Annotated in this window: 20 protein-coding genes and 1 other RNA gene; 18 read left to right on the top strand and 3 right to left on the bottom strand. The window is 57.3% G+C overall.

Annotation, left to right across the window (positions count from 1 at the left end; genetic code table 11):
• Positions 1–78: 78 nt before the first annotated feature.
• The 12 genes from GJU83_RS14145 (at position 79) to GJU83_RS14090 (ending at position 10503) form a co-directional block, all read left to right on the top strand.
• The gene (locus GJU83_RS14145) at positions 79–1629 is read left to right on the top strand and encodes a 2-isopropylmalate synthase (RefSeq protein ID WP_153634616.1); all 1551 of its coding nucleotides are present in this window, start codon (positions 79–81) and stop codon (positions 1627–1629) included.
• 36 nt (positions 1630–1665) lie between these two features.
• The gene (locus tag GJU83_RS14140) at positions 1666–2478 is read left to right on the top strand and encodes a 2-isopropylmalate synthase (protein WP_153634615.1); all 813 of its coding nucleotides are present in this window, start codon (positions 1666–1668) and stop codon (positions 2476–2478) included.
• Positions 2445–2963: a ribosomal protein S18-alanine N-acetyltransferase gene (rimI, locus tag GJU83_RS14135; RefSeq protein WP_370686083.1), complete on the top strand. Its 519-nt coding sequence runs from the start codon at positions 2445–2447 to the stop codon at positions 2961–2963. The genes GJU83_RS14140 and rimI overlap by 34 nt, the downstream gene beginning before the upstream one ends.
• 88 nt (positions 2964–3051) lie before the next feature.
• Positions 3052–4632, top strand: a complete 1581-nt coding sequence (gene prfC, locus GJU83_RS14130) for a peptide chain release factor 3 (protein WP_153634614.1) — start codon at positions 3052–3054, stop codon at positions 4630–4632.
• A 21-nt stretch (positions 4633–4653) separates the two neighbouring features.
• A complete protein-coding gene (locus tag GJU83_RS14125; RefSeq protein WP_153634613.1) occupies positions 4654–5439 on the top strand; it encodes a TatD family hydrolase in 786 nt (261 codons plus the stop codon).
• Positions 5440–5632: 193 nt separating this feature from the next.
• A complete protein-coding gene (gene rplM / locus GJU83_RS14120; protein ID WP_008176556.1) occupies positions 5633–6061 on the top strand; it encodes a 50S ribosomal protein L13 in 429 nt (142 codons plus the stop codon).
• Positions 6062–6073: 12 nt separating this feature from the next.
• On the top strand, positions 6074–6466 hold the full coding sequence (rpsI, locus tag GJU83_RS14115; RefSeq protein ID WP_069184011.1) for a 30S ribosomal protein S9: 393 nt from the start codon (positions 6074–6076) through the stop codon (positions 6464–6466).
• Between the two features lie 243 nt (positions 6467–6709).
• Positions 6710–7303 (top strand): ubiquinol-cytochrome c reductase iron-sulfur subunit, encoded by a 594-nt coding sequence (petA, locus tag GJU83_RS14110; protein ID WP_069184010.1) that lies wholly within the window; start codon positions 6710–6712, stop codon positions 7301–7303.
• Positions 7303–8535, top strand: a complete 1233-nt coding sequence (locus tag GJU83_RS14105; RefSeq protein WP_069184009.1) for a cytochrome b — start codon at positions 7303–7305, stop codon at positions 8533–8535. The genes petA and GJU83_RS14105 overlap by 1 nt, the downstream gene beginning before the upstream one ends.
• A complete protein-coding gene (locus tag GJU83_RS14100) occupies positions 8535–9290 on the top strand; it encodes a cytochrome c1 (RefSeq protein ID WP_136630355.1) in 756 nt (251 codons plus the stop codon). The genes GJU83_RS14105 and GJU83_RS14100 overlap by 1 nt, the downstream gene beginning before the upstream one ends.
• A 107-nt stretch (positions 9291–9397) precedes the next feature.
• On the top strand, positions 9398–10027 hold the full coding sequence (locus GJU83_RS14095) for a glutathione S-transferase N-terminal domain-containing protein (RefSeq protein WP_069184007.1): 630 nt from the start codon (positions 9398–9400) through the stop codon (positions 10025–10027).
• A 59-nt stretch (positions 10028–10086) separates the two neighbouring features.
• Positions 10087–10503: a ClpXP protease specificity-enhancing factor gene (locus tag GJU83_RS14090; protein WP_174805052.1), complete on the top strand. Its 417-nt coding sequence runs from the start codon at positions 10087–10089 to the stop codon at positions 10501–10503.
• A gap of 45 nt (positions 10504–10548) precedes the next feature.
• Here GJU83_RS14090 and GJU83_RS14085 read toward each other — a convergent pair whose 3' ends face one another.
• Genes GJU83_RS14085 through GJU83_RS14075 form a run of 3 tightly spaced genes read right to left on the bottom strand, consistent with a single transcriptional unit; the run spans position 10549 to position 13469 of the window.
• Positions 10549–11139, bottom strand: a complete 591-nt coding sequence (locus GJU83_RS14085) for a D-sedoheptulose-7-phosphate isomerase (protein ID WP_153634612.1) — start codon at positions 11137–11139, stop codon at positions 10549–10551.
• Between the two features lie 11 nt (positions 11140–11150).
• Positions 11151–11516 carry a YraN family protein gene (locus tag GJU83_RS14080; protein ID WP_136630356.1) on the bottom strand — a complete coding sequence of 122 codons (366 nt, stop codon included), beginning with the start codon at positions 11514–11516 and terminating at the stop codon, positions 11151–11153.
• A 24-nt stretch (positions 11517–11540) separates the two neighbouring features.
• A complete protein-coding gene (locus GJU83_RS14075; protein ID WP_228715190.1) occupies positions 11541–13469 on the bottom strand; it encodes a penicillin-binding protein activator in 1929 nt (642 codons plus the stop codon).
• Between the two features lie 75 nt (positions 13470–13544).
• On the opposite strand from GJU83_RS14075, the gene rsmI reads away from it, so the two are divergent.
• The 6 genes from rsmI to GJU83_RS14045 all read left to right on the top strand — a co-directional run bounded on the left by rsmI (position 13545) and on the right by GJU83_RS14045 (position 18760).
• Complete coding sequence (gene rsmI, locus GJU83_RS14070) at positions 13545–14441, top strand: 16S rRNA (cytidine(1402)-2'-O)-methyltransferase (RefSeq protein ID WP_153634611.1); 897 nt, start codon at positions 13545–13547, stop codon at positions 14439–14441.
• A 53-nt stretch (positions 14442–14494) separates the two neighbouring features.
• An RNA gene (gene rnpB, locus GJU83_RS14065) (RNase P RNA component class A) lies at positions 14495–14844 on the top strand.
• 302 nt (positions 14845–15146) lie between these two features.
• Positions 15147–15599 carry a division/cell wall cluster transcriptional repressor MraZ gene (mraZ, locus tag GJU83_RS14060; protein WP_064227001.1) on the top strand — a complete coding sequence of 151 codons (453 nt, stop codon included), beginning with the start codon at positions 15147–15149 and terminating at the stop codon, positions 15597–15599.
• On the top strand, positions 15596–16579 hold the full coding sequence (gene rsmH, locus GJU83_RS14055; RefSeq protein ID WP_136631474.1) for a 16S rRNA (cytosine(1402)-N(4))-methyltransferase RsmH: 984 nt from the start codon (positions 15596–15598) through the stop codon (positions 16577–16579). Before mraZ ends, rsmH begins: the two co-directional genes overlap by 4 nt.
• Before the next feature lie 2 nt (positions 16580–16581).
• Positions 16582–16986 carry a cell division protein FtsL gene (ftsL, locus tag GJU83_RS14050; protein WP_153634610.1) on the top strand — a complete coding sequence of 135 codons (405 nt, stop codon included), beginning with the start codon at positions 16582–16584 and terminating at the stop codon, positions 16984–16986.
• Between the two features lie 34 nt (positions 16987–17020).
• On the top strand, positions 17021–18760 hold the full coding sequence (locus tag GJU83_RS14045) for a peptidoglycan D,D-transpeptidase FtsI family protein (protein WP_153634609.1): 1740 nt from the start codon (positions 17021–17023) through the stop codon (positions 18758–18760).

Here is an 18760-nt window from a genome sequence, read left to right as displayed (position 1 = left end):
AAAATCACGCCCTCACTCACCACAACCCGGTGATATACTTTCTCCACAAAGAACAAACTCTGACAATGGAGTCAGCCAATGCCTGCCACTGATCATCTGGTCATCTTTGATACAACGCTCCGCGATGGTGAGCAAAGCCCCGGTGCCACCATGAATAAAGCGGAGAAGCTCCGCATTGCGAAAGCGCTGGAAAAGCTCCGGGTCGACGTTATCGAGGCAGGATTCGCGATTGCGAGCCAGGGTGATTTCGAGGCGGTGAAAGGGATAGCAGAAACCATTAAGGATTCCACGATCTGCAGTCTTGCCAGGGCGCTTGATAAGGATATCGACCGCGCAGCGGAAGCTATCCGGCCGGCACACCGCGGTCGCATTCATACGTTCATCGCCACGTCGCCTATTCACATGAAGCACAAGTTGCAGATGCAGCCGGATGAAGTGATTGAGCAGGCGGTTCGCTCGGTCAAACGTGCTAGAAGCCATGTGGATGACGTTGAGTTTTCCTGTGAGGACGCCGGGCGCTCGGAGTTGGACTTCCTGTGCCGGATCATTGAGGCAGCCATTGATGCCGGCGCCACCACGATCAACATTCCCGATACCGTGGGCTACGCGATCCCAGAGCAGTTCGGTGAAACCATCCGTCAGCTCATGAACCGGATCCCCAACGCCGATAAAGCCATTTTTTCGGTACATTGCCATAACGATCTGGGTCTGGCTGTCTCAAATTCACTAGCGGCGGTCTCCCAGGGCGCTCGCCAGGTTGAGTGCACCATCAATGGGTTAGGTGAGCGAGCCGGTAATGCGGCGCTTGAGGAAATCGTGATGGCGGTCCGTACCCGCCAGGACCTGTTCAACATCGACACTCGCATTGATACCCAGCACATCGTGCCCGCGTCGCGGCTGGTTTCCACCATCACCGGGTTTCCTGTTCAGCCCAACAAGGCTATCGTGGGTGCCAATGCCTTCGCCCATGAATCGGGCATTCACCAGGATGGGGTGCTGAAGCACCGGGAAACCTACGAGATCATGCGTGCGCAGGATGTCGGCTGGCACACCAACAGTCTGGTGTTGGGTAAACATTCGGGGCGTAACGCGTTCCGTACCCGTTTGCTGGAACTCGGGATCCAGTTTGAGACCGAAACCGAACTGAATGAAGCGTTCACACGGTTCAAGGCACTCGCTGATCTCAAGCACGAAATTTTCGACGAGGATCTGCAGGCGATTGCCAGCGATACCCGCCAGAAAGAGGAAGACGGTCGGTATGGGCTGGTCTGCATGCAAGTATGCTCTGAGACCGGCGTCGTGCCCAAGGCCAATCTGACCCTGACAGTGGACGGCAAAGAACATAAGGTCGAGGCGGAAGGTAGCGGTCCGGTCGATGCGACCTTCAAGGCAATCGAATCTCTGGTGGATTCAGGCTGCAATCTCCAACTGTATTCCGTAAACAACATCACCAGCGGCACCGATGCCCAGGGCGAAGTGACTGTGCGCCTGGAACGCGGTGGTCGGATCGTTAACGGCGTGGGTGCGGATACTGATATCATCATTGCGTCCGCCAAAGCCTACATAGAGGCCCTGAACCTGATCAGCAAGGGCGGAATTCGACAGCATCCCCAGGTTGCTGATGTGTGAGCGTTTGAATTCGGTGAGTTCCGACAGGCGAAGTGAATGATTGGATCGGAAGCAGAGCGTCAGTTTTACCTGGGAGCGGCGGGGATACGGATGTGGTATGCCCGGCAGCCGCTCCCGGGTGCGGCGCCCAGTCCAGAGTTTGTGTATCCAGAGGAGGACGCAGCTCCTGAGACAGTTGCAAGGCACTCTGAGCCGGTAGCCCGTCGGGCAAGTGGTTCGGGCCAAGTTGGTACGGTGAAGCCGATTGCTCCGGATCGCACCGAAGGTGTTGCCCGAATAGCCGATCTGCAGGCATTGATGGGTGGTAAGGCTGGCGTTCCGGAAAAGGCGCCGCCTACGTCCCCCGCAACGCCCTCTTTGCCAGAGGTGCCAACCGAAGCTCCGAATTCAGGGTTTTCTGAGGAAGTGTCGGTGCGACCGTCCCGAATCCCAACCGTGAGTGCCAATCTCATGATCTGGGCGGGGAGCAATGTGGTTCTTATCGGAGGCATGTCCGAGGATGCCAGCGGTCGTCTGCAGGAGACCCTTGCGATGAATATTCTCAAGAGCTTGGGAGAGCATAAGCCCCGGGTTCTGGGCCGTGTGGTCTGGCCCATCTTCAACAATCTGCTGGTCCCCGGGAACTCCGGTCATGACCTTGTTGAGGTGATTCGCCACATTCTGTCGGGTCTGGAGCGTAAGCCTGTTGTTGTTCTGCAGGCCGGAGAAGATTCGGAGCAGGGCTGGGTGGAAGCAGCTCTCGGCCGTGATGCGGCAGTTCGGTTTCCGCACACCCTCGCGGAGATTGCCGGTAACCCGACGCTCAAGCGATCCCTGTGGCAACAAATACGGCCTATGGTCGCCCGTTAATGCCCTATCCGGAAGCCTACCAAAAAGTTCTCAACGCCGATCTGCTCATACGTCCTCTGGTGCCTGAGGATGTGCCGGCAGTGCTTGATGTAGAGCGCCAGGGGTATTCCCATCCCTGGAGTGAATCGGTGTTTCTGGATTGTTTCAAGGACAACTATCGGGTCTGGGGTGCCTGCCATGGCGGCGATCTTGTTGGCTACGCTGTCCTGGCTTACATCGTTGATGAAGCGCATTTGCTGAATATCTGCGTGCACCCGAGAGCCCGCGGCGAAGGCGTGGGACGCTATCTCCTGAGGTACGTTCTGGCAACCGCAGCCCATGAGGGTATGTCCCAGCTGTTGCTCGAGGTCAGGGTCAGCAATCATGCCGCTATCGGGTTGTACCAGGATGAGGGTTTTCGCGAAATCGGTCTGCGCCCCGGGTATTATCCGGCTGCCAATGGACGGGAGGATGCACGCGTTATGATGCGTGCTCTCGGCGAGTGAGTGCTCAAGTGCGAGTTAGCGTCACAGCGGCATAGGGCCTATAATGGCCGCCTTTTCCAGAACATCAGATTCAGGTTGCTTTTCGATTATGTCTAACCTTTCCAAGGAAGTGGCCAAGCGCCGCACCTTTGCCATTATTTCGCACCCGGATGCCGGTAAGACTACGATTACCGAGAAGGTGCTGTTATTCGGCCAGGCCATTCAGAAGGCTGGTACCGTCAAGGGAAAGAAATCCGGTCAGCACGCCAAGTCTGACTGGATGGAAATGGAAAAAGAGCGGGGTATCTCGGTTACCACCTCCGTAATGCAGTTCCCCTATGGTGGCAAGCTGGTGAACCTGCTGGATACGCCGGGCCACGAGGATTTCTCCGAGGATACCTACCGGACCCTGACAGCGGTCGACTCCTGCCTGATGGTGATTGACAGCGCCAAGGGTGTCGAGGAGCGAACCATCAAGCTGATGGAAGTTACCCGCTTGCGGGATACCCCCATTCTCACCTTCATGAACAAGCTGGACCGGGATACCCGGGATCCGGTGGAGCTGATGGATGAGGTTGAAGAGGTCCTGAAGATCGCCTGCGCGCCGATCACCTGGCCTATTGGTATGGGCAAGAGCTTCAAGGGTGTGTATCACCTGCTGCGGGATGAAGTCATCCTCTATCAGTCCGGTCAGGGACACATGATTCAGGACAAGCGAATTATCTCGGGGCTCGATAACCCGGAGCTGGATGAGGCGATTGGCGCCTATGCTGACGACCTGCGCGATGAGATTGAGCTTGTAAAGGGCGCTTCCCACGAATTCGATCAGGAAGCCTTTCTTGCTGGCGAGTTGACGCCGGTATTCTTTGGTACCGCACTGGGCAATTTCGGTGTCGACCACATGCTGGATGGCCTGGTGGAGTGGGCTCCGGCGCCACAGCCCCGAGAAACCGACCAGAGACTGGTCCAGCCTGCAGAGGACGCCTTTTCGGGTTTCGTCTTCAAGATCCAGGCAAACATGGACCCGCAACACCGCGATCGCGTTGCGTTCCTCCGGATCGTCTCCGGCAGTTACAACCAGGGCATGAAGGCCCGTCATGTTCGTATTGGCAAAGAGGTCCGCTTTTCAGACGCACTGACCTTTATGGCCGGGGACCGTGAGCACGCCGAGCAGGCCTTTGCTGGCGATATTATTGGCTTGCACAACCACGGGACCATTCAGTTGGGGGATACCTTCACTGCGGGTGAGGATATGAAATTCACCGGCATCCCTAACTTCGCTCCGGAACTCTTCCGCCGGATTCGCCTGAAAGACCCGCTTAAGGCCAAGCAGCTTCAGAAAGGCCTGATCCAGTTGTCAGAGGAAGGGGCTGTTCAGGTGTTCAGGCCTCTGCGTAACAACGACCTGATTGTCGGGGCCGTGGGTGTTCTGCAGTTCGACGTGGTGGTCAGTCGCCTGAAAAGTGAGTACAAGGTAGAGGCGATTTATGAGCCGATCAACGTAGCCACAGCTCGCTGGGTGACCTGCAGCGATGAGCGCAAGTTGGACGAGTTCCAGCGCAAGAACAACGACAACCTGGCTCTTGATGGCAGTGACCGGCTCGCCTACATCGCTCCGACCATGGTAAACCTGAATCTGGCTCAGGAAAGGTATCCGGACATCCAGTTCCACAAGACCCGGGAGCATTAAACGTTCCGGGCGGAGGTGACCGTGCAGCTGATCGACGCCCATTGCCATTTTGATTTCCCTCAGTTCGATGGCCGGCGCGAAGCGGAGCTCGAGCAGGCCCGATCGCTCGGACTCCGCCGACTGGTCATACCCGGTGTCCGGCGGCCAGACTGGGACAGGGTCCGTGACACAGCGCTTGCCCATAATGGCCTGTTCTACTGTCTCGGGATTCATCCCTGGTTTGTTGACGAGCATTCCGAAGAGGATCTGTCGGAGCTTCGCAGGCGACTTGCGGCTCGGCCCGAGCGCTGCGTCGCCATAGGGGAGTGTGGGCTCGATCGCCTCAAGGGCAGCCTTGAAGTGCAGTGGCCCTGGTTCAACAGCCAGGTGGCACTAGCCGACGAGTTCGACATGCCGCTGGTGATCCATTCCGTTAAGACTCATGACGAAGTACACAGCCTGCTCAACCGTCGGCAGTGGGCGGGACGGGCCCTGATTCACGGCTTCAGTGGCAGTTTTCAGCAGGCCGTAAAGCTGGTCGATCTGGGGTGCTTCATCGGCGTGGGAGGCGTGATCACTCACCCCCGGGCACGAAAGACCCGTGATGCAATCGCAAGGTTGCCACTGGAAGCGCTGGTGCTTGAAACGGATGCGCCGGACATGGCGCCGGAGGGTGTACCGCAGGGGCAGAATTCTCCCCGGTATTTGCCGGATATTCTGAAGGTGCTTGCAGAGATTCGTGGCGACACGCCAGAGCAGCTGGCGCCGGTGTTGCTGGATAATGTGTTCCGGCTTTACGGTTGGTCCGGCGCGGATATAGGGGAATAACGAAACGAGCCGACACAGGGTTGGCTTTCCCGGGTGGTTCGAGTATACTTCGCGCCCTGGCTTTTCAAGGCGATGTCATTATCTCAGCCCCGAATGATGGCAGCGCAACACAGGTATGGAACCTCCTCCGGATGCCTTGCATTTACCGGTGGTGGTTTTTAACGTTTCTTATATAGCGTTCAAGGCGGAATCAATGAAGACTCTGAGTGCGAAACCAGAAACAGTAAAACGTGACTGGTACGTTGTAGACGCAGCCGGCAAGACGCTGGGTCGTCTGTCAACCGAAATCGCCCTACGTCTGCGGGGCAAGCATAAGCCTGAGTACACCCCTCACGTAGACACTGGCGATTACATTGTTGTGATCAACGCGAGCCAGGTGCGGGTTACCGGCAAGAAGGCATCTGACAAGATGTACTACAGTCATACCGGCTTTCCGGGTGGAATCAAGTCCATCAACTTCGAGAAGCTGGTCGACAAGGCTCCCGAGCAAATCATTCAGAAGTCTGTCAAAGGCATGCTTCCGAAAGGCCCGCTCGGTCGCGCCATGTTCAAGAAGCTGAAAATCTATGCCGGCGCTGAGCATCCTCACGCAGCCCAGCAGCCCAAAGAACTCGACATTTAACGGAAGGCGGATATGTCTGTAGCACAAAATTACGGTACTGGTCGCCGCAAGACATCCACGGCTCGGGTTTTTATCAAGCCGGGAAGCGGTAACATCTCTATCAATGGTCGCTCAATCGAAGATTTCTTCGGTCGTGACACCCTGCGCATGATCGTTCGTCAGCCGCTGGTTGTTGCCGAGTCTACCGATCGTTTTGATATCCAAATCACCGTGAAGGGTGGTGGTATCAGTGGTCAGGCCGGCGCTATTCGCCACGGTCTGACTCGCGCCCTGATGGATTACGACGAAACTCTGCGTCCGGCGCTGCGTAAAGCGGGTTACGTTACCCGTGACGCGCGTGAAGTCGAGCGTAAGAAAGTGGGTCTGCGTAAGGCGCGTAAGCGTCCTCAGTACTCCAAGCGTTAATTTCGCTGGAACAGATCCTGGAAAACCCGGCCCTTTTTGGTCGGGTTTTTTTATGTTCGGACGATTTGTCAGCAAATTGATCTGGAACAGTGATGAGGCGCCAGCGCCGGCTTTCCGACTTGTAAGGCCAAGGTAATTTCATTACCATTTGGGCGCTTATATTTTTGGGTTGTGAAGTCCTTTAAGATGCACATCGCCGGCGGTTTTGCGGGCTGTGACATCGCCTGATGGGAGAAAACCATAATGAGTAATGGCGACGTGAGCCAAGGCCGGCGCCGGTTTCTGATCGGTGCCACGTCTGTGGTGGGTGGAGTCGGCGTCGTCGGTGCGGCCGTTCCTTTCGTGGCATCCTGGAATCCCAGTGCCAAAGCGGAAGCAGCGGGTGCACCGGTAACCGTCAATGTCAGCAAGATTGAACCGGGTCAGCAGATTACGGTCGAGTGGCGAGGTAAGCCGGTCTGGATCATTCGCCGTACCGAAGAGATGCAGGCGAATATCGAGAAGCTCAACGACCGGGTGAAAGATCCCCAGTCAGAAGCGCCTCAGCAGCCACCGTATATTGATGGCATCCTGCGTTCCCTGAAGCCGGAGTTTGCCGTGCTTGTAGGGTTGTGTACCCATCTTGGCTGTGTTCCGTCCTACCGTCCGGAAGTTGCGCCGGCGGATCTCGGTGATGAGTGGCTGGGTGGTCTTTTCTGCCCGTGTCACGGTTCCCGATATGACATGGCCGGAAGGGTCTATGAGGCGCAGCCTGCTCCCCTGAACCTTGAGGTGCCGCCTTATCGTTTTGACGACGATTCGACCCTCACGATTGGTCTTGATCCGGAGGCAGCGTAATGCAAAAGCTGATTAACTGGGTAGACGAGCGTCTGCCAATCGTAGATGCCTGGAACAAGCATCTTGGAAAGTATTACGCGCCGAAGAACTTCAACGTGTGGTACTTCTTTGGTTCCCTTGCCATGCTGGTCCTCGTGAACCAGCTGGTTACCGGGATCTGGCTGACCATGAGCTACAACCCGTCCGGCGAAGGCGCGTTTGCGTCTGTCGAGTACATCATGCGTGATGTCGAGTGGGGCTGGTTGCTCCGTTATCTGCATTCTACCGGTGCTTCGGCATTCTTTGTTGTGGTCTATCTCCACATGTTCCGGGGGCTGATGTATGGCTCCTATCAGAAGCCGCGTGAACTCATCTGGATCTTCGGTATGTTGATCTACCTGATCCTGATGGCTGAGGCGTTCATGGGTTATCTCCTGCCTTGGGGCCAGATGTCCTACTGGGGTGCCCAGGTTATCGTAAACCTCTTCGGTGCTATTCCGGTCATCGGTGAAGATCTGTCACTGTGGATCCGTGGCGATTACCTGATTTCCGGCATTACCCTGAACCGCTTCTTTGCGTTGCATGTGGTAGCCCTGCCGATCGTTCTCCTTGGTCTGGTTGTGCTTCACATTCTCGCACTGCACGAAGTGGGCTCAAACAACCCTGACGGCATCGATATCAAGAAGAACAAGGACGAAAACGGTATTCCGAAAGATGGTATCCCGTTCCACCCTTATTACACTGTGCATGACCTTCTGGGCGTCGGTGTATTCTTCTTTATCTTCTTTATCGTCGTGTTCTTCTTCCCGGAAGGCGGCGGGCTGTTCATTGAAAAGCCGAACTTCGAGCCAGCTAACCCGCTCAAGACGCCCGATCACATCGCGCCGGTCTGGTACTTCACGCCTTTCTACGCAATGCTGCGTGCGGTAACGATTGACCTGTTCGGTCTGGATGCCAAGTTCTGGGGTGTTGTCGTGATGGGCGCAGCGATCGCCATTCTGTTTGTGCTGCCATGGCTCGACAAGAGCCCCGTACGCTCAATGCGGTACAAGGGCTGGCTGAGTCGCATTGCCCTGGCCATTTTCGCAGTCAGTTTCGTGGTGCTTGGCTATCTCGGCCTGGTACCGGCGACTGAAGGCCGCACCATGGTTGCCCAGGTTCTGACGGTGCTGTACTTCCTCTACTTCATCCTTATGCCGTTCTATACGCGTATGGAGAAAACCAAGCCAGTTCCAGAGAGGGTGACAGGATAATGAGAAAGCTGATTTTTGGTCTTTTCATCGCGGTCCTGCCGGCACTCGGGCTGGCAGCGGGTTCAACCGTGCCGCTGGACAGCTTCGAGTCAGATCACTCTGACAAAGCCTCTCTGCAGCGTGGTGCAGCTCTGTTTACCAACTACTGCATGGGTTGCCATTCCATGGAGTACGCTCGATACAAGCGCGTGGCTGATGATCTGGAGATTCCCGATGAGCTGTACGAGGAAAACCTGATCTTCACTGGCGCCAAGATTGGCGAGTTGATGAAGAACTCCATGAGCAAGGACATGGCTGCCGATTGGTTTGGTGCGCCGCCACCGGACCTCACGCTGGAAACGCGTTTGCGGGGCGAAGCGTGGGTGTATTCCTACCTGCGTGGCTTCTACAAGGATGAGTCCCGACCTCTGGGCGTGAACAACGTGGTGTTCCCGGCCGTGGGTATGCCTCACGTTCTGGTGGGGATGCAGGGGCTGTGTGCCGTTGAGCCCAACATCGGGACTCCGGCCAGCGTTGAGCCCTTGAGTGGCAACATCAACAACGCCGACGTATGCCCGGAGTACGCCATCGAAGGCAGCATGTCTGGACCGGAATTCGACCAGGCCATGTACGATCTGACCAACTTCATGTCTTACATGGGGGATCCGGTCAAGCTTGAGCGTGAGCGTCTGGGGATCTTTGTCCTGATCTTCGTGGCCATCTTCTTCGTGTTCGCCTACATGCTCAATCGTGAGTACTGGAAGGACGTACACTGAGAAATAGGGTATAATCCCGTCCCCTGAGTTCCAGCGGGCATAACCGGCCCGCTGGATTTTTGCGTTTTTCAGGATCATTTCGGTTTGTTTACTCGTGAGGTAGTTCTATGGGCGTTGTGACCAAGCGGTCATCAATGACGTTTTTCTCGGATCCGGCCAGCCATTACAGCCACAGGGTGCGCATTGTTCTGGCAGAGAAGGGTGTTACCGTCGATATCGTTGATGTGGATCCGGACAATCCGCCGGCTGAACTGGCCGACCTGAATCCGTACAACGCCCTGCCGACACTGGTGGATCGTGATCTGGTTCTTTATGAGCCCAATATCATGATGGAGTACCTGGACGAGCGTTTCCCGCACCCGCCCTTGTTGCCGGTGTATCCGGTTGCCCGTGCCAATAGTCGCCTGATGATTCATCGGATTCAGAAGGACTGGTGTGGCCTGGTGGACCAGATCCTGGCGCAGCCGAACGCCAAAGCGTCTGAAACGGCGCGCAAAGAGCTGAAAGAAAGCCTGTTGGCGACGGCGCCGCTATTCGGGGAGATGCCATTCTTCCTGTCTGAAGAGTTCACCATCGTGGACTGCTGTATTGCTCCGATCCTGTGGCGCCTTCCGGCCCTGGGTATCGAGCTGAACGAAAAGCAGGCCAAGCCACTGCAGAAGTACATGGAGAGCATCTTCAGTCGGGAAGGGTTCAAGGCAAGCCTGTCCGATCTGGAAGAAGACATTCGCAGCTGATTTGGTAACGTTCCGCTGGCCGGAGCAGGAGAGTGGCAGTGGCTGAGAGTAAAAACACTATGACGTCCAGCCGCCCGTACCTGGTACGAGCATTCAATGAATGGATTCTGGACAATGACTGCACTCCATACATCGTGGTGGATGCAGGCATTCAGGGTGTACAGGTGCCGACCGAGCATGTCGCCAATGGGCAGATTGTTCTGAATATCAGTCCGGGAGCGGTCCGTGGTCTGGTTATCGGTAACGGTGCACTCGAGTTCAGTGCCCGTTTCGGTGGCGTCCCCATGCAGGTTTTCATTCCGCTGCAGGCGGTTATGGCAATCTACGCCAAGGAGAACGGTGAGGGCATGGTGTTCGGCAGTGAGCCAGGCTCTCCGGATCCGGATGGCACTTCCCGTGAGCGTGAGGGCGAGCAGTCTGCATCCGGGCAGGAGGATCGCCCTTCGGGCAGGCCAACCCTCAAAGTGGTGAAATAGACCGCACCCCGTAGTCTTGAAAAAGCCAGCTTATGCTGGCTTTTTTTATCCGCCAAAAATCTTGGCGTCGATCAGCCCGCAGAGGGCAGTGATGATGAGGAGAAGTAACGGCGTTGCCTCTGTGGGGCTGAGGTTATTCAGCGCAATTTCGTGATCTTCCGGATGCAGGAGCGATGTTATGTCGGATTTCTCCCTGGCGCTAAGGACCACAACGCTCATCTCCCGGTCATGGGCGACCTGGATCGCCTGGATCAGGTTTGCCTTGTGGCCATCGTCCACGATTACGAAAAGAAGATCTCCGGGTTTGCCAATGGCCCTGACCTGGCGGGAAAAAGTGTCGTTGAAGCGATTATCCCGGCAGATCGCGGAATAGGTTGTCGCATCGGCGCCAAGATTGATGGCCGGTAGTGCAGGGCGGTCCTGGTCGAACCGGTTAAGAAGGGCGGTGCAGAAGTACTGGGCCAGAATATTGGCATTGCCGTTGGCGCAGGTAATGATTTTCCCATCCTGGAGCAGCGTTCCCACAAAGGCATTGGCAGCCTCTTCAATGTCGGGGCCAACGGTGCTAGCGGTCTGTGCGGTATGCTCCATATGGCTCGCGAACCACTGATTGATCTGGTGTTCGGTATCGGTCATTTTCAGTATCACTATCCTGCCAGAATTGCGTTCCTGATCCATTGTACCCGGTATTTTTTAACGGTACCCGGGCTGATGGCAACCACATCAATCCGCGAGACGCTGTTCCAGAGCCCATGGCGGTGCAAATAAAAGGAAACGGCACGGATCAGACGTTTCTGTTTGGGGTAATTGATCGAACTTGCTGGGTCAACAAGACTGCCCGTCCCCCGATACCGGACCTCAAAGAACACGAGGGTCTCGCCATCCTGGCCGACGATGTCGATTTCGCCGCCTCGATTGTAGACATTGCGCTCTAGAATCCGGACGCCTCGACTGGCGAGGTATCGGGCTGCGACGCCTTCAAAATGGTTGCCCGTGGTTTTGGTGCCATCCATGGCAGCTGGTCTGCTCCTGTGGTGTTACTCGCTAATGGGGGCCGTTTCCTGGTTCGTGGCTTCTGGCTCGCTCTCTTCAGTCACCGGGTCGGGGATGAGCTCAGGAACCCCATTGCGGAACTGCGCCCAGAGCTGTTCCCGGTGGATGCTGCCTTCGGCTGTCATGGTCAGGATGCCCGTCTGCCCGGAGATCGAGGCGCTTTCAACCTGTTTCAACAGGGGCAGGCGTTTGCTCAGGTGCCACGCATCGGCGCCCATGGCGAACAGGCGCCCGGGTTGGCCACGGGTACCGGAAAGGTTCTCTGTAGCACGGGTTCGAAGTTCGTTGTCGTCTCCCAGCACCCAGGGAATGTCGGTGAAAATAACCCCGTTCAGGTCACGGTCCCGGGAGGGTGCGGGGGTGCCCTCGTAGATAATGGATGGCGAATAAACGGGGAGGTCACCACCGAAATAAAAGGCGAACAGAGGCTTGAACTGCCGCGCAACGGTGGGCTCTGCCACCATGACGATGGCGTCGGCGTCCTGCCGGCGCCTCGGCTCGAACTCGACATCCATGCCGATGGTCCGCTCAACCTGAATGGCCCTGTCCCGGGAAACGGTGATGCCCAGAAGGTCGGCCGTTACCGACCGAAGATTGTCCTCCCGGTAGAAGCGCTCGATATCCAGTGCAACTCCTTCGTTGGAGGCCATTCGCTTCAGCAACGCGGCCTCGACCCGATCGCCCCATTCGCCACCGGGGATAAGGACCAGAACCTGGCGCAGTTGTTCTGCGGCGAGTCGGTCGGCAATCTGTCGGGCCTCATCTTCGGCGGAAAGCCCGAATTGATACAGCCCGTCCGCAGGCCGGGTATCGGCTGGCAGATAGTTTAGCCCGAGCGCAGACACCGGCAGCGTATTCATTGAGCCAAGCCCCGCAAGCGCTTCTTTTTCGAGGGGGCCGACAATCAGGTCGATATCCTGTTCGGACAGCTGCTTGTAAAGATCGGCGAACGCTGTGCCGGCGGTGTTGAAAATGCGAATGTCTGTTTCGCCCCGGTCGGCAGAGTCATCAAGGTAGTAGGCCGCCAGAAAGCCGTCGCGGATTGCCTTGCCAGCCGTTGCCAGCGGCCCCTCGAGTGGAAGGGCAAGTGCGATTTTTTCGGGGCGACTTTCGGCCAGTGTCGCGACCAGCCGCAATTCCGCAGGCAGAACCTGAGCGGCCGGATGACCCGGCCAATTGTTTTGCCAGTTGCGGATAATTCGTCCCTGCTCGTCAATGCCGGCGTCCGGTGTTCTGACAAGGCTGGCCAATTCCAGCCAGCCCTGGGCTTCATAGCCGATGGCCTCGGCAGAAGCCGAGCTCAGGTCGCTCTCAGATACCTGTTCCAACAGGGACCAGATCCGGTTGTGGATCTGCTGCGCGTCGGCCGTGTTATCCGTTTGCGCCAGCAGAATCAGGGTCATTGCCGCAGGTATGGGCTCGCCGGCGAGGCTGTATGTGTCCGTCTGCAGGTTGGCCGCCCGGGTGATCAGGTCAGCCGGGTAGTCGATAAAGGTAGAAGGAGCGAGTTCGCCGGCGATTGCTTTTGCCCAGGACTCATCCCTAAGGGCGGTGGCGCTCGCCATGGCCAGCAGCAGTTTTTGATTGCCAAGCCCGGAGGCGGGTTGCGCGAGCTGCCGACTTTGCAGTAGCGTTCTGGCCGCTTCGTGATTGCCCTGATCCTGGAACCTGCTGGCGATCCGAAGCAGATAGGCCTGTGCGGTTTCGGTGTTGTCCTCGTTGCTCGCCAGTTCCAGGGCCTGGTCGGCAGTTTGTGCAACGTGGGTTTCGAGGTTCACGGTGGCGCAACCAGCCGACAAAAGGGCGGCAGTAAATACGCTGGCCAGGGCTCGTTGATGAATGCGGATCTTTATCATGGCAGGCTCGACATACTCCGGATGATTGGGCTTGTAGCGCCAGATTAACGGTGGCAAGTTTAACAGCTCCGGGGTTAATTCACATGACGTAACTGTCACGGTCCCGGGCTCCCCATGAGAGAGGCAAAAGCTTTGAAAGATGAAGTTAGCGATTTCACATCGTCAGACAGCCGCAAGGGTGAATTGAAAGGAACGCTCTATGTTGTTGCCACACCCATCGGCAATCTCGACGATCTGTCTCCGCGGGCGGCCCGGACACTGGCCAGTGTGGATGTGGTGGCAGCAGAGGATACGCGCCACAGCGGGCGGTTGTTGAGCCATTTGGGTATCCAGAAGCGCATGGTCGCGTTGCACGATCATAATGAAAAGGATCGCGCCGCCGGGATCCTGACTGAGCTGCAGGCCGGACGTGATGTGGCTCTGATCTCCGATGCGGGTACGCCGCTGATTTCAGATCCCGGTTATGTGTTGGTGCGCGAGGCCCGGGCTGCAGGCCATCGAGTCAGCCCGATCCCCGGGCCCTGTGCTCTGGTGGCGGCATTGAGTGTCGCCGGTCTGCCGACGGATCGATTCCTGTACGTGGGATTTTTACCTGCAAAGCGCTCTGGCCGCAGGGCCAGTCTCGAGGTGCTGAGCAGTGAAGTGGCGACTCTGGTCTTCTATGAGTCGCCCCATCGGATTATGGAATCGGTACGCGATATTGCCGACGTGCTGGGGTCGGATCGTGAGATTGTGTTGGGTCGCGAAATAACCAAGACCTTCGAAACCTTCTACTCTGGCTCGGTGGCCGACGTTCTGGCTGAGTTGGAGCGGGACCCTCATGGAAACCGCGGTGAGTTCGTAGTGATGGTTCGCGGCGCAGCGGCTCAGGCCGGTAGTGAAGAGGCCGCTACCATGGATGTAGACCGTATGCTTCGTGTTTTGCTGGCGGAGCTGCCGGTCAAAAAGGTCGCCAAAATGGCTTCAGAGCTGACCGGGCTATCGAAAAACGAGCTTTATCAAAGGGCCTTGGCATTAAAGGATGGTTGAATTCAGGGGCAGTTTCTCTTGCAAGGCCATAGGTGCAGGAGTATTGTCTCGCCCGAGCTCGCCAGACAGTCGCCGCCGGTTTTCCGGGGGAGGAAAGTCCGGGCTCCACAGGGCAAGGTGCCAGGTAACGCCTGGGCGGCGCGAGCCGACGGAAAGTGCAACAGAAAGTATACCGCCTAAGCGCCTTCGGGCGCCGGTAAGGGTGAAATGGTGCGGTAAGAGCGCACCGCGTGGCTGGCAACAGTCCACGGCGATGGTAAACCCCACCTGGAGCAAGACCAAATAGGAATCCAATGGCGTGGCCCGCGCTGGATTCGGGTAGGTTGCTTGAGACCTGTGGTGACGCAGGCCCTAGATGAATGACTGTCCAAGACAGAACCCGGCTTATCGGCGAGCTCGTTTTTTTCCCTTCGTGTGACGTCTGTCATTCTCAGCAGGCGTTCTTTATAGCCAAAAAATCTTAAACCTCACTTGCAGTCTTCAGACTTTTTTGCAGGTATTTGATTTTACTTCTTTTCTTTTCCGTAATCTCACGATTTCATCGAATCCAGCCCTGTAACCTCCTGTCGTTAAAGGAAGTTTTCCAAGAGTGGCGCTGTTTGCGGCGCTTGCATTGTGTATTGCGTGTTTCTATAGTGTGCAGAAGTGGGAAAAAGTGGATTCTAGTGGTTTTTTGTGGATATCAGGCACCCAGAGACAGCGTAAATGAGCAATTTTCTTGGCAGTCATGCCATCAATATGGATGCGAAGGGTCGCCTGGCGATCCCCGCCAAGGTGCGCGAAGAGCTCGCGCAGGCCTGTGGTGGGCGCATTGTATTGACGGCAAACGCTGACGAGGAGCGGTGCCTGTTGCTTTATCCCGAGCCCGAATGGGAGGTTTTACGGCCCAAAATCGAGGCGCTCCCGAACATGAACAAAGCGGCCCGGCGTCTCCAGCGCCTGATCCTGGGTAACGCTGCGCCCATGGAGCTGGACTCTGCCGGCCGCATACTGATTCCGCCAACGCTGAGAAGCTATGCCCATCTGGAGAAGAAGCTGATGTTGATCGGGCAAGGCAAGAAACTTGAGCTCTGGAGCGAGGAGCGCTGGTTCGCCTGGCTGGATGAGTCCTCTGATGACGAAGAGATGCCGCCCGAGATGGAGGCGCTGTCCTTATGACCTCCGATCGCAATCAGGAGGCCGGGGCGGTGTACTCGCATCGCTCGGTACTCCTGGATTCGGCGGTCGACTATCTGGTTAACGACCCCGATGGCTATTACGTGGATGGCACCTTCGGACGGGGTGGCCACAGTCGCCTGATTCTGGGCCGTCTCGGAGAGTCGGGTCAGCTGCTTGGCATTGATAAGGATCCGGAAGCAATTCGCGCGGCGCGGGAGCTGGAAGCCCAGGATAGCCGCTTCCACTGTTTTCATGGTTCCTTTGCAGAGCTTGGCGCCGCGCTGGCCGGTCAGGGTTGGCAGACAGTCAATGGCGTTTTGCTGGATCTGGGCGTGTCATCGCCGCAGCTTGATGATGCCTCACGTGGCTTCAGTTTCATGCGGGATGGTCCGCTGGACATGCGCATGAACACCGAGCAATCGCCCAGTGCGGCGGAGTGGCTGGCAACGGCGGAAGAATCGGATATAGCGAATGTGATCTTCCGCTATGGCGAGGAACGGTTCTCCAGGCGCATTGCGCGGCTCCTGGTCGAGCGTCGGCAAGAGGCGCCGGTCGAGACTACTCGTCAGTTGGCGGAGCTGGTCAGCGAGGCCGTGCCCAAGAAAGAAAAGCACAAGCATCCGGCCACCCGGACGTTTCAGGCTATCCGGATTTTTATCAACCGGGAACTGGAGGATCTGGAAATCGGCCTTCAGTCTGCTGTTGACCACCTGGCACCCGGCGGGCGCCTGGTGGTGATCAGTTTTCATTCGCTGGAAGACCGGCTGGTCAAGCGATTCATGAGGGATCTGGCCCGGGGGCCGCAGCTGCCCAAGGGTGTTCCGGTAACCGCGGAACAGGAAGCGTCGGACTTCCGGCTTGTTGGCAAGGCCAGCAAGGCTGGCGCTGACGAAGTAAGTGACAACGTACGTGCCCGCAGCGCAGTCATGCGGGTTCTGGAACGCACAGATACCAGAAAAAACTCGCAGGGGAGCGCGTGACCATGGGCGCGGTAGCCATTGAAGAGCCGGTAAAAACGGCAAAACTGAACAAACAGAAGGTCCGGGACGGCGTTGCAACTGCAGTCCGGATTTCAAGGCAGGTGTTTGCTGCGACGAAGCAAGGCAGAGTGCTGGTCTCGCTCGGGCTGGTCGCCGTGTTGCTGGCCTCCTCCATCGGCGTGGTGGTCAGTGCTCACGAGAACCGGGAGCTCTTTAATACCCTGTCCCAGCTTCAGTCCGAGCGCGATCGCTACCAGAGCGAGTGGAGCCAGTTGCTGCTGGAGCAAAGCGCACTGAGCGCCCACGGGCGAGTGGAGAAACTGGCGGCCGAGCGTTTCGGCATGGTGGTGCCGGGGCGTCAGGACATTGTTCTGGTACCGCTGATGTCGCCGGTTGCTGACCGATAGTCAACGAAAACAACAACGATTCAGGGTGATCGACGTGTCCGATCAGGGAAAGAAGACAACATGGGGGCAGCGTCTGGCGTCCGGGCTGGCAGCCTGGCGTTTTGGCTCCGTCGTGGGCGTCTTTCTCCTGGTCGTAGGTGTGCTTGGCTGGCGCCTGGTTGACCTTCATGTAGTCGACAACGAGTTTCTGCGCAAGCAGGGAGATGTCCGGACCATCCGGGTTGAGAGTATTGATGCCCATCGCGGTGTGATCACTGATCGTTACGACGAACCGCTGGCCGTCAGCACCCCGGTGCAGACCATCTGGGCCAATCCTTCGGAGGCCGATCCCGCCGAGGCGCGACTGACTAACCTCGCGCGGCTTCTGGACATTAATGAGGCTTCCCTCCGGCAGCGTCTCGAAGAGTACTCCGGACGGGAGTTTATCTACCTGCGCCGAAAGGTTCAGCCGGATCTGGCCAAGAAGGTCCTGGATCTGGAGGTTGATGGTATCTACGCCCGCCAGGAGTACCGCCGCTATTACCCTGCGGGCGAAGTGACCGCTCACGTCGTCGGCTTCACAGATATTGATGAGCGTGGCCAGGAAGGGATCGAACTTGCCTACAACCAGTGGTTGTCCGGCGAAACCGGCCGCAAGCGTGTTCTGAAAGACAACCGGGGTCGAGTCATCAAGGATCTGACCCTGATTCGCGATGCCAGTCCGGGCCAGAATCTCGCGCTCAGCATTGATCTGCGCCTCCAGTACCTGGCTTACCGGGAACTCAAGGCGGTAGTGGCTGCTCATAATGCCAGAGGGGGCACGCTGGTCATGCTCGACGTGGATACCGGTGAGGTCCTGGCAATGGTCAACCAGGGGTCCTACAACCCCAACGATCGCAGCCAGCTTGCCGCCGAGAATCTCCGGAACAAGGCCATCACCGATCTGTTCGAGCCCGGCTCAACCATGAAGCCGATTACCATGGCGGCCGCCCTGGAGTCCGGCACTTACTCGGTTAACAGCACCATTGATACCAATCCGGGCTTTCGCCGGTTTGGCCGTTTTACCATTCGGGACCACCGCAACTATGGCGTGATGGATATGGCCGAGATCATCGTCAAATCCAGCAACGTTGGAATCAGCCGGATTGCCACCGATCTTGGTGGTGATGTGATTCGCGATCTTTACGCCAGGCTTGGGCTTGGCCAGCCAACGGGTATCGGTTTTCCGGGCGAAGCGGTGGGGGTCTTGCCATCGCCGCCCAAGTGGCGTCCAGTGGAAGAAGCAACGCTGTCTTATGGTTATGGCATGAGTGTGAATGCTCTTCAGCTGGCCCAGGCCTATATGGTGATTGCCAACGGTGGTGTGCGGTATCCACTGAGCCTGGTTCGGCAGGATAAAAAGCCGGAGGGGCAACGGGTGCTGTCGGAGCAGGTAACCCATCAGGTTCGCGCTATGTTGCGCGAGGCAGTGTCGAGGGGAACAGGTAAACGTGCACAGCCGGGATTCTACTCGGCCGGCGGCAAGACCGGGACGGTTCATCTTGTTGGTGCCCAGGGATACGAAGACAGCCAGTACAAGGCGATTTTTGCCGGTATGGCGCCCATTGATAATCCAAGACTGGTTACGGTTGTGGCCGTTGATGCGCCGCAGTCCGGAGAGTACTACGGTGGCGAAGTGGCGGCGCCGGTATTCTCACGGGTAATGAGTGACGCACTGCGACTGTTGAATGTGAAGCCTGAACTGGAAGTGGGAGAGGCCGAAATCGGTTCTTCTGCTACCGGAGAGCGAGGGTAA

It is taken from the genome of Marinobacter salsuginis (assembly GCF_009617755.1).
GTDB classification, from domain to species: Bacteria; Pseudomonadota; Gammaproteobacteria; order Pseudomonadales; family Oleiphilaceae; genus Marinobacter; species Marinobacter salsuginis.
The sequence above is the reverse complement of the archived record's forward strand: the minus strand, read 5'-3'. Positions and strand labels throughout refer to the sequence as shown.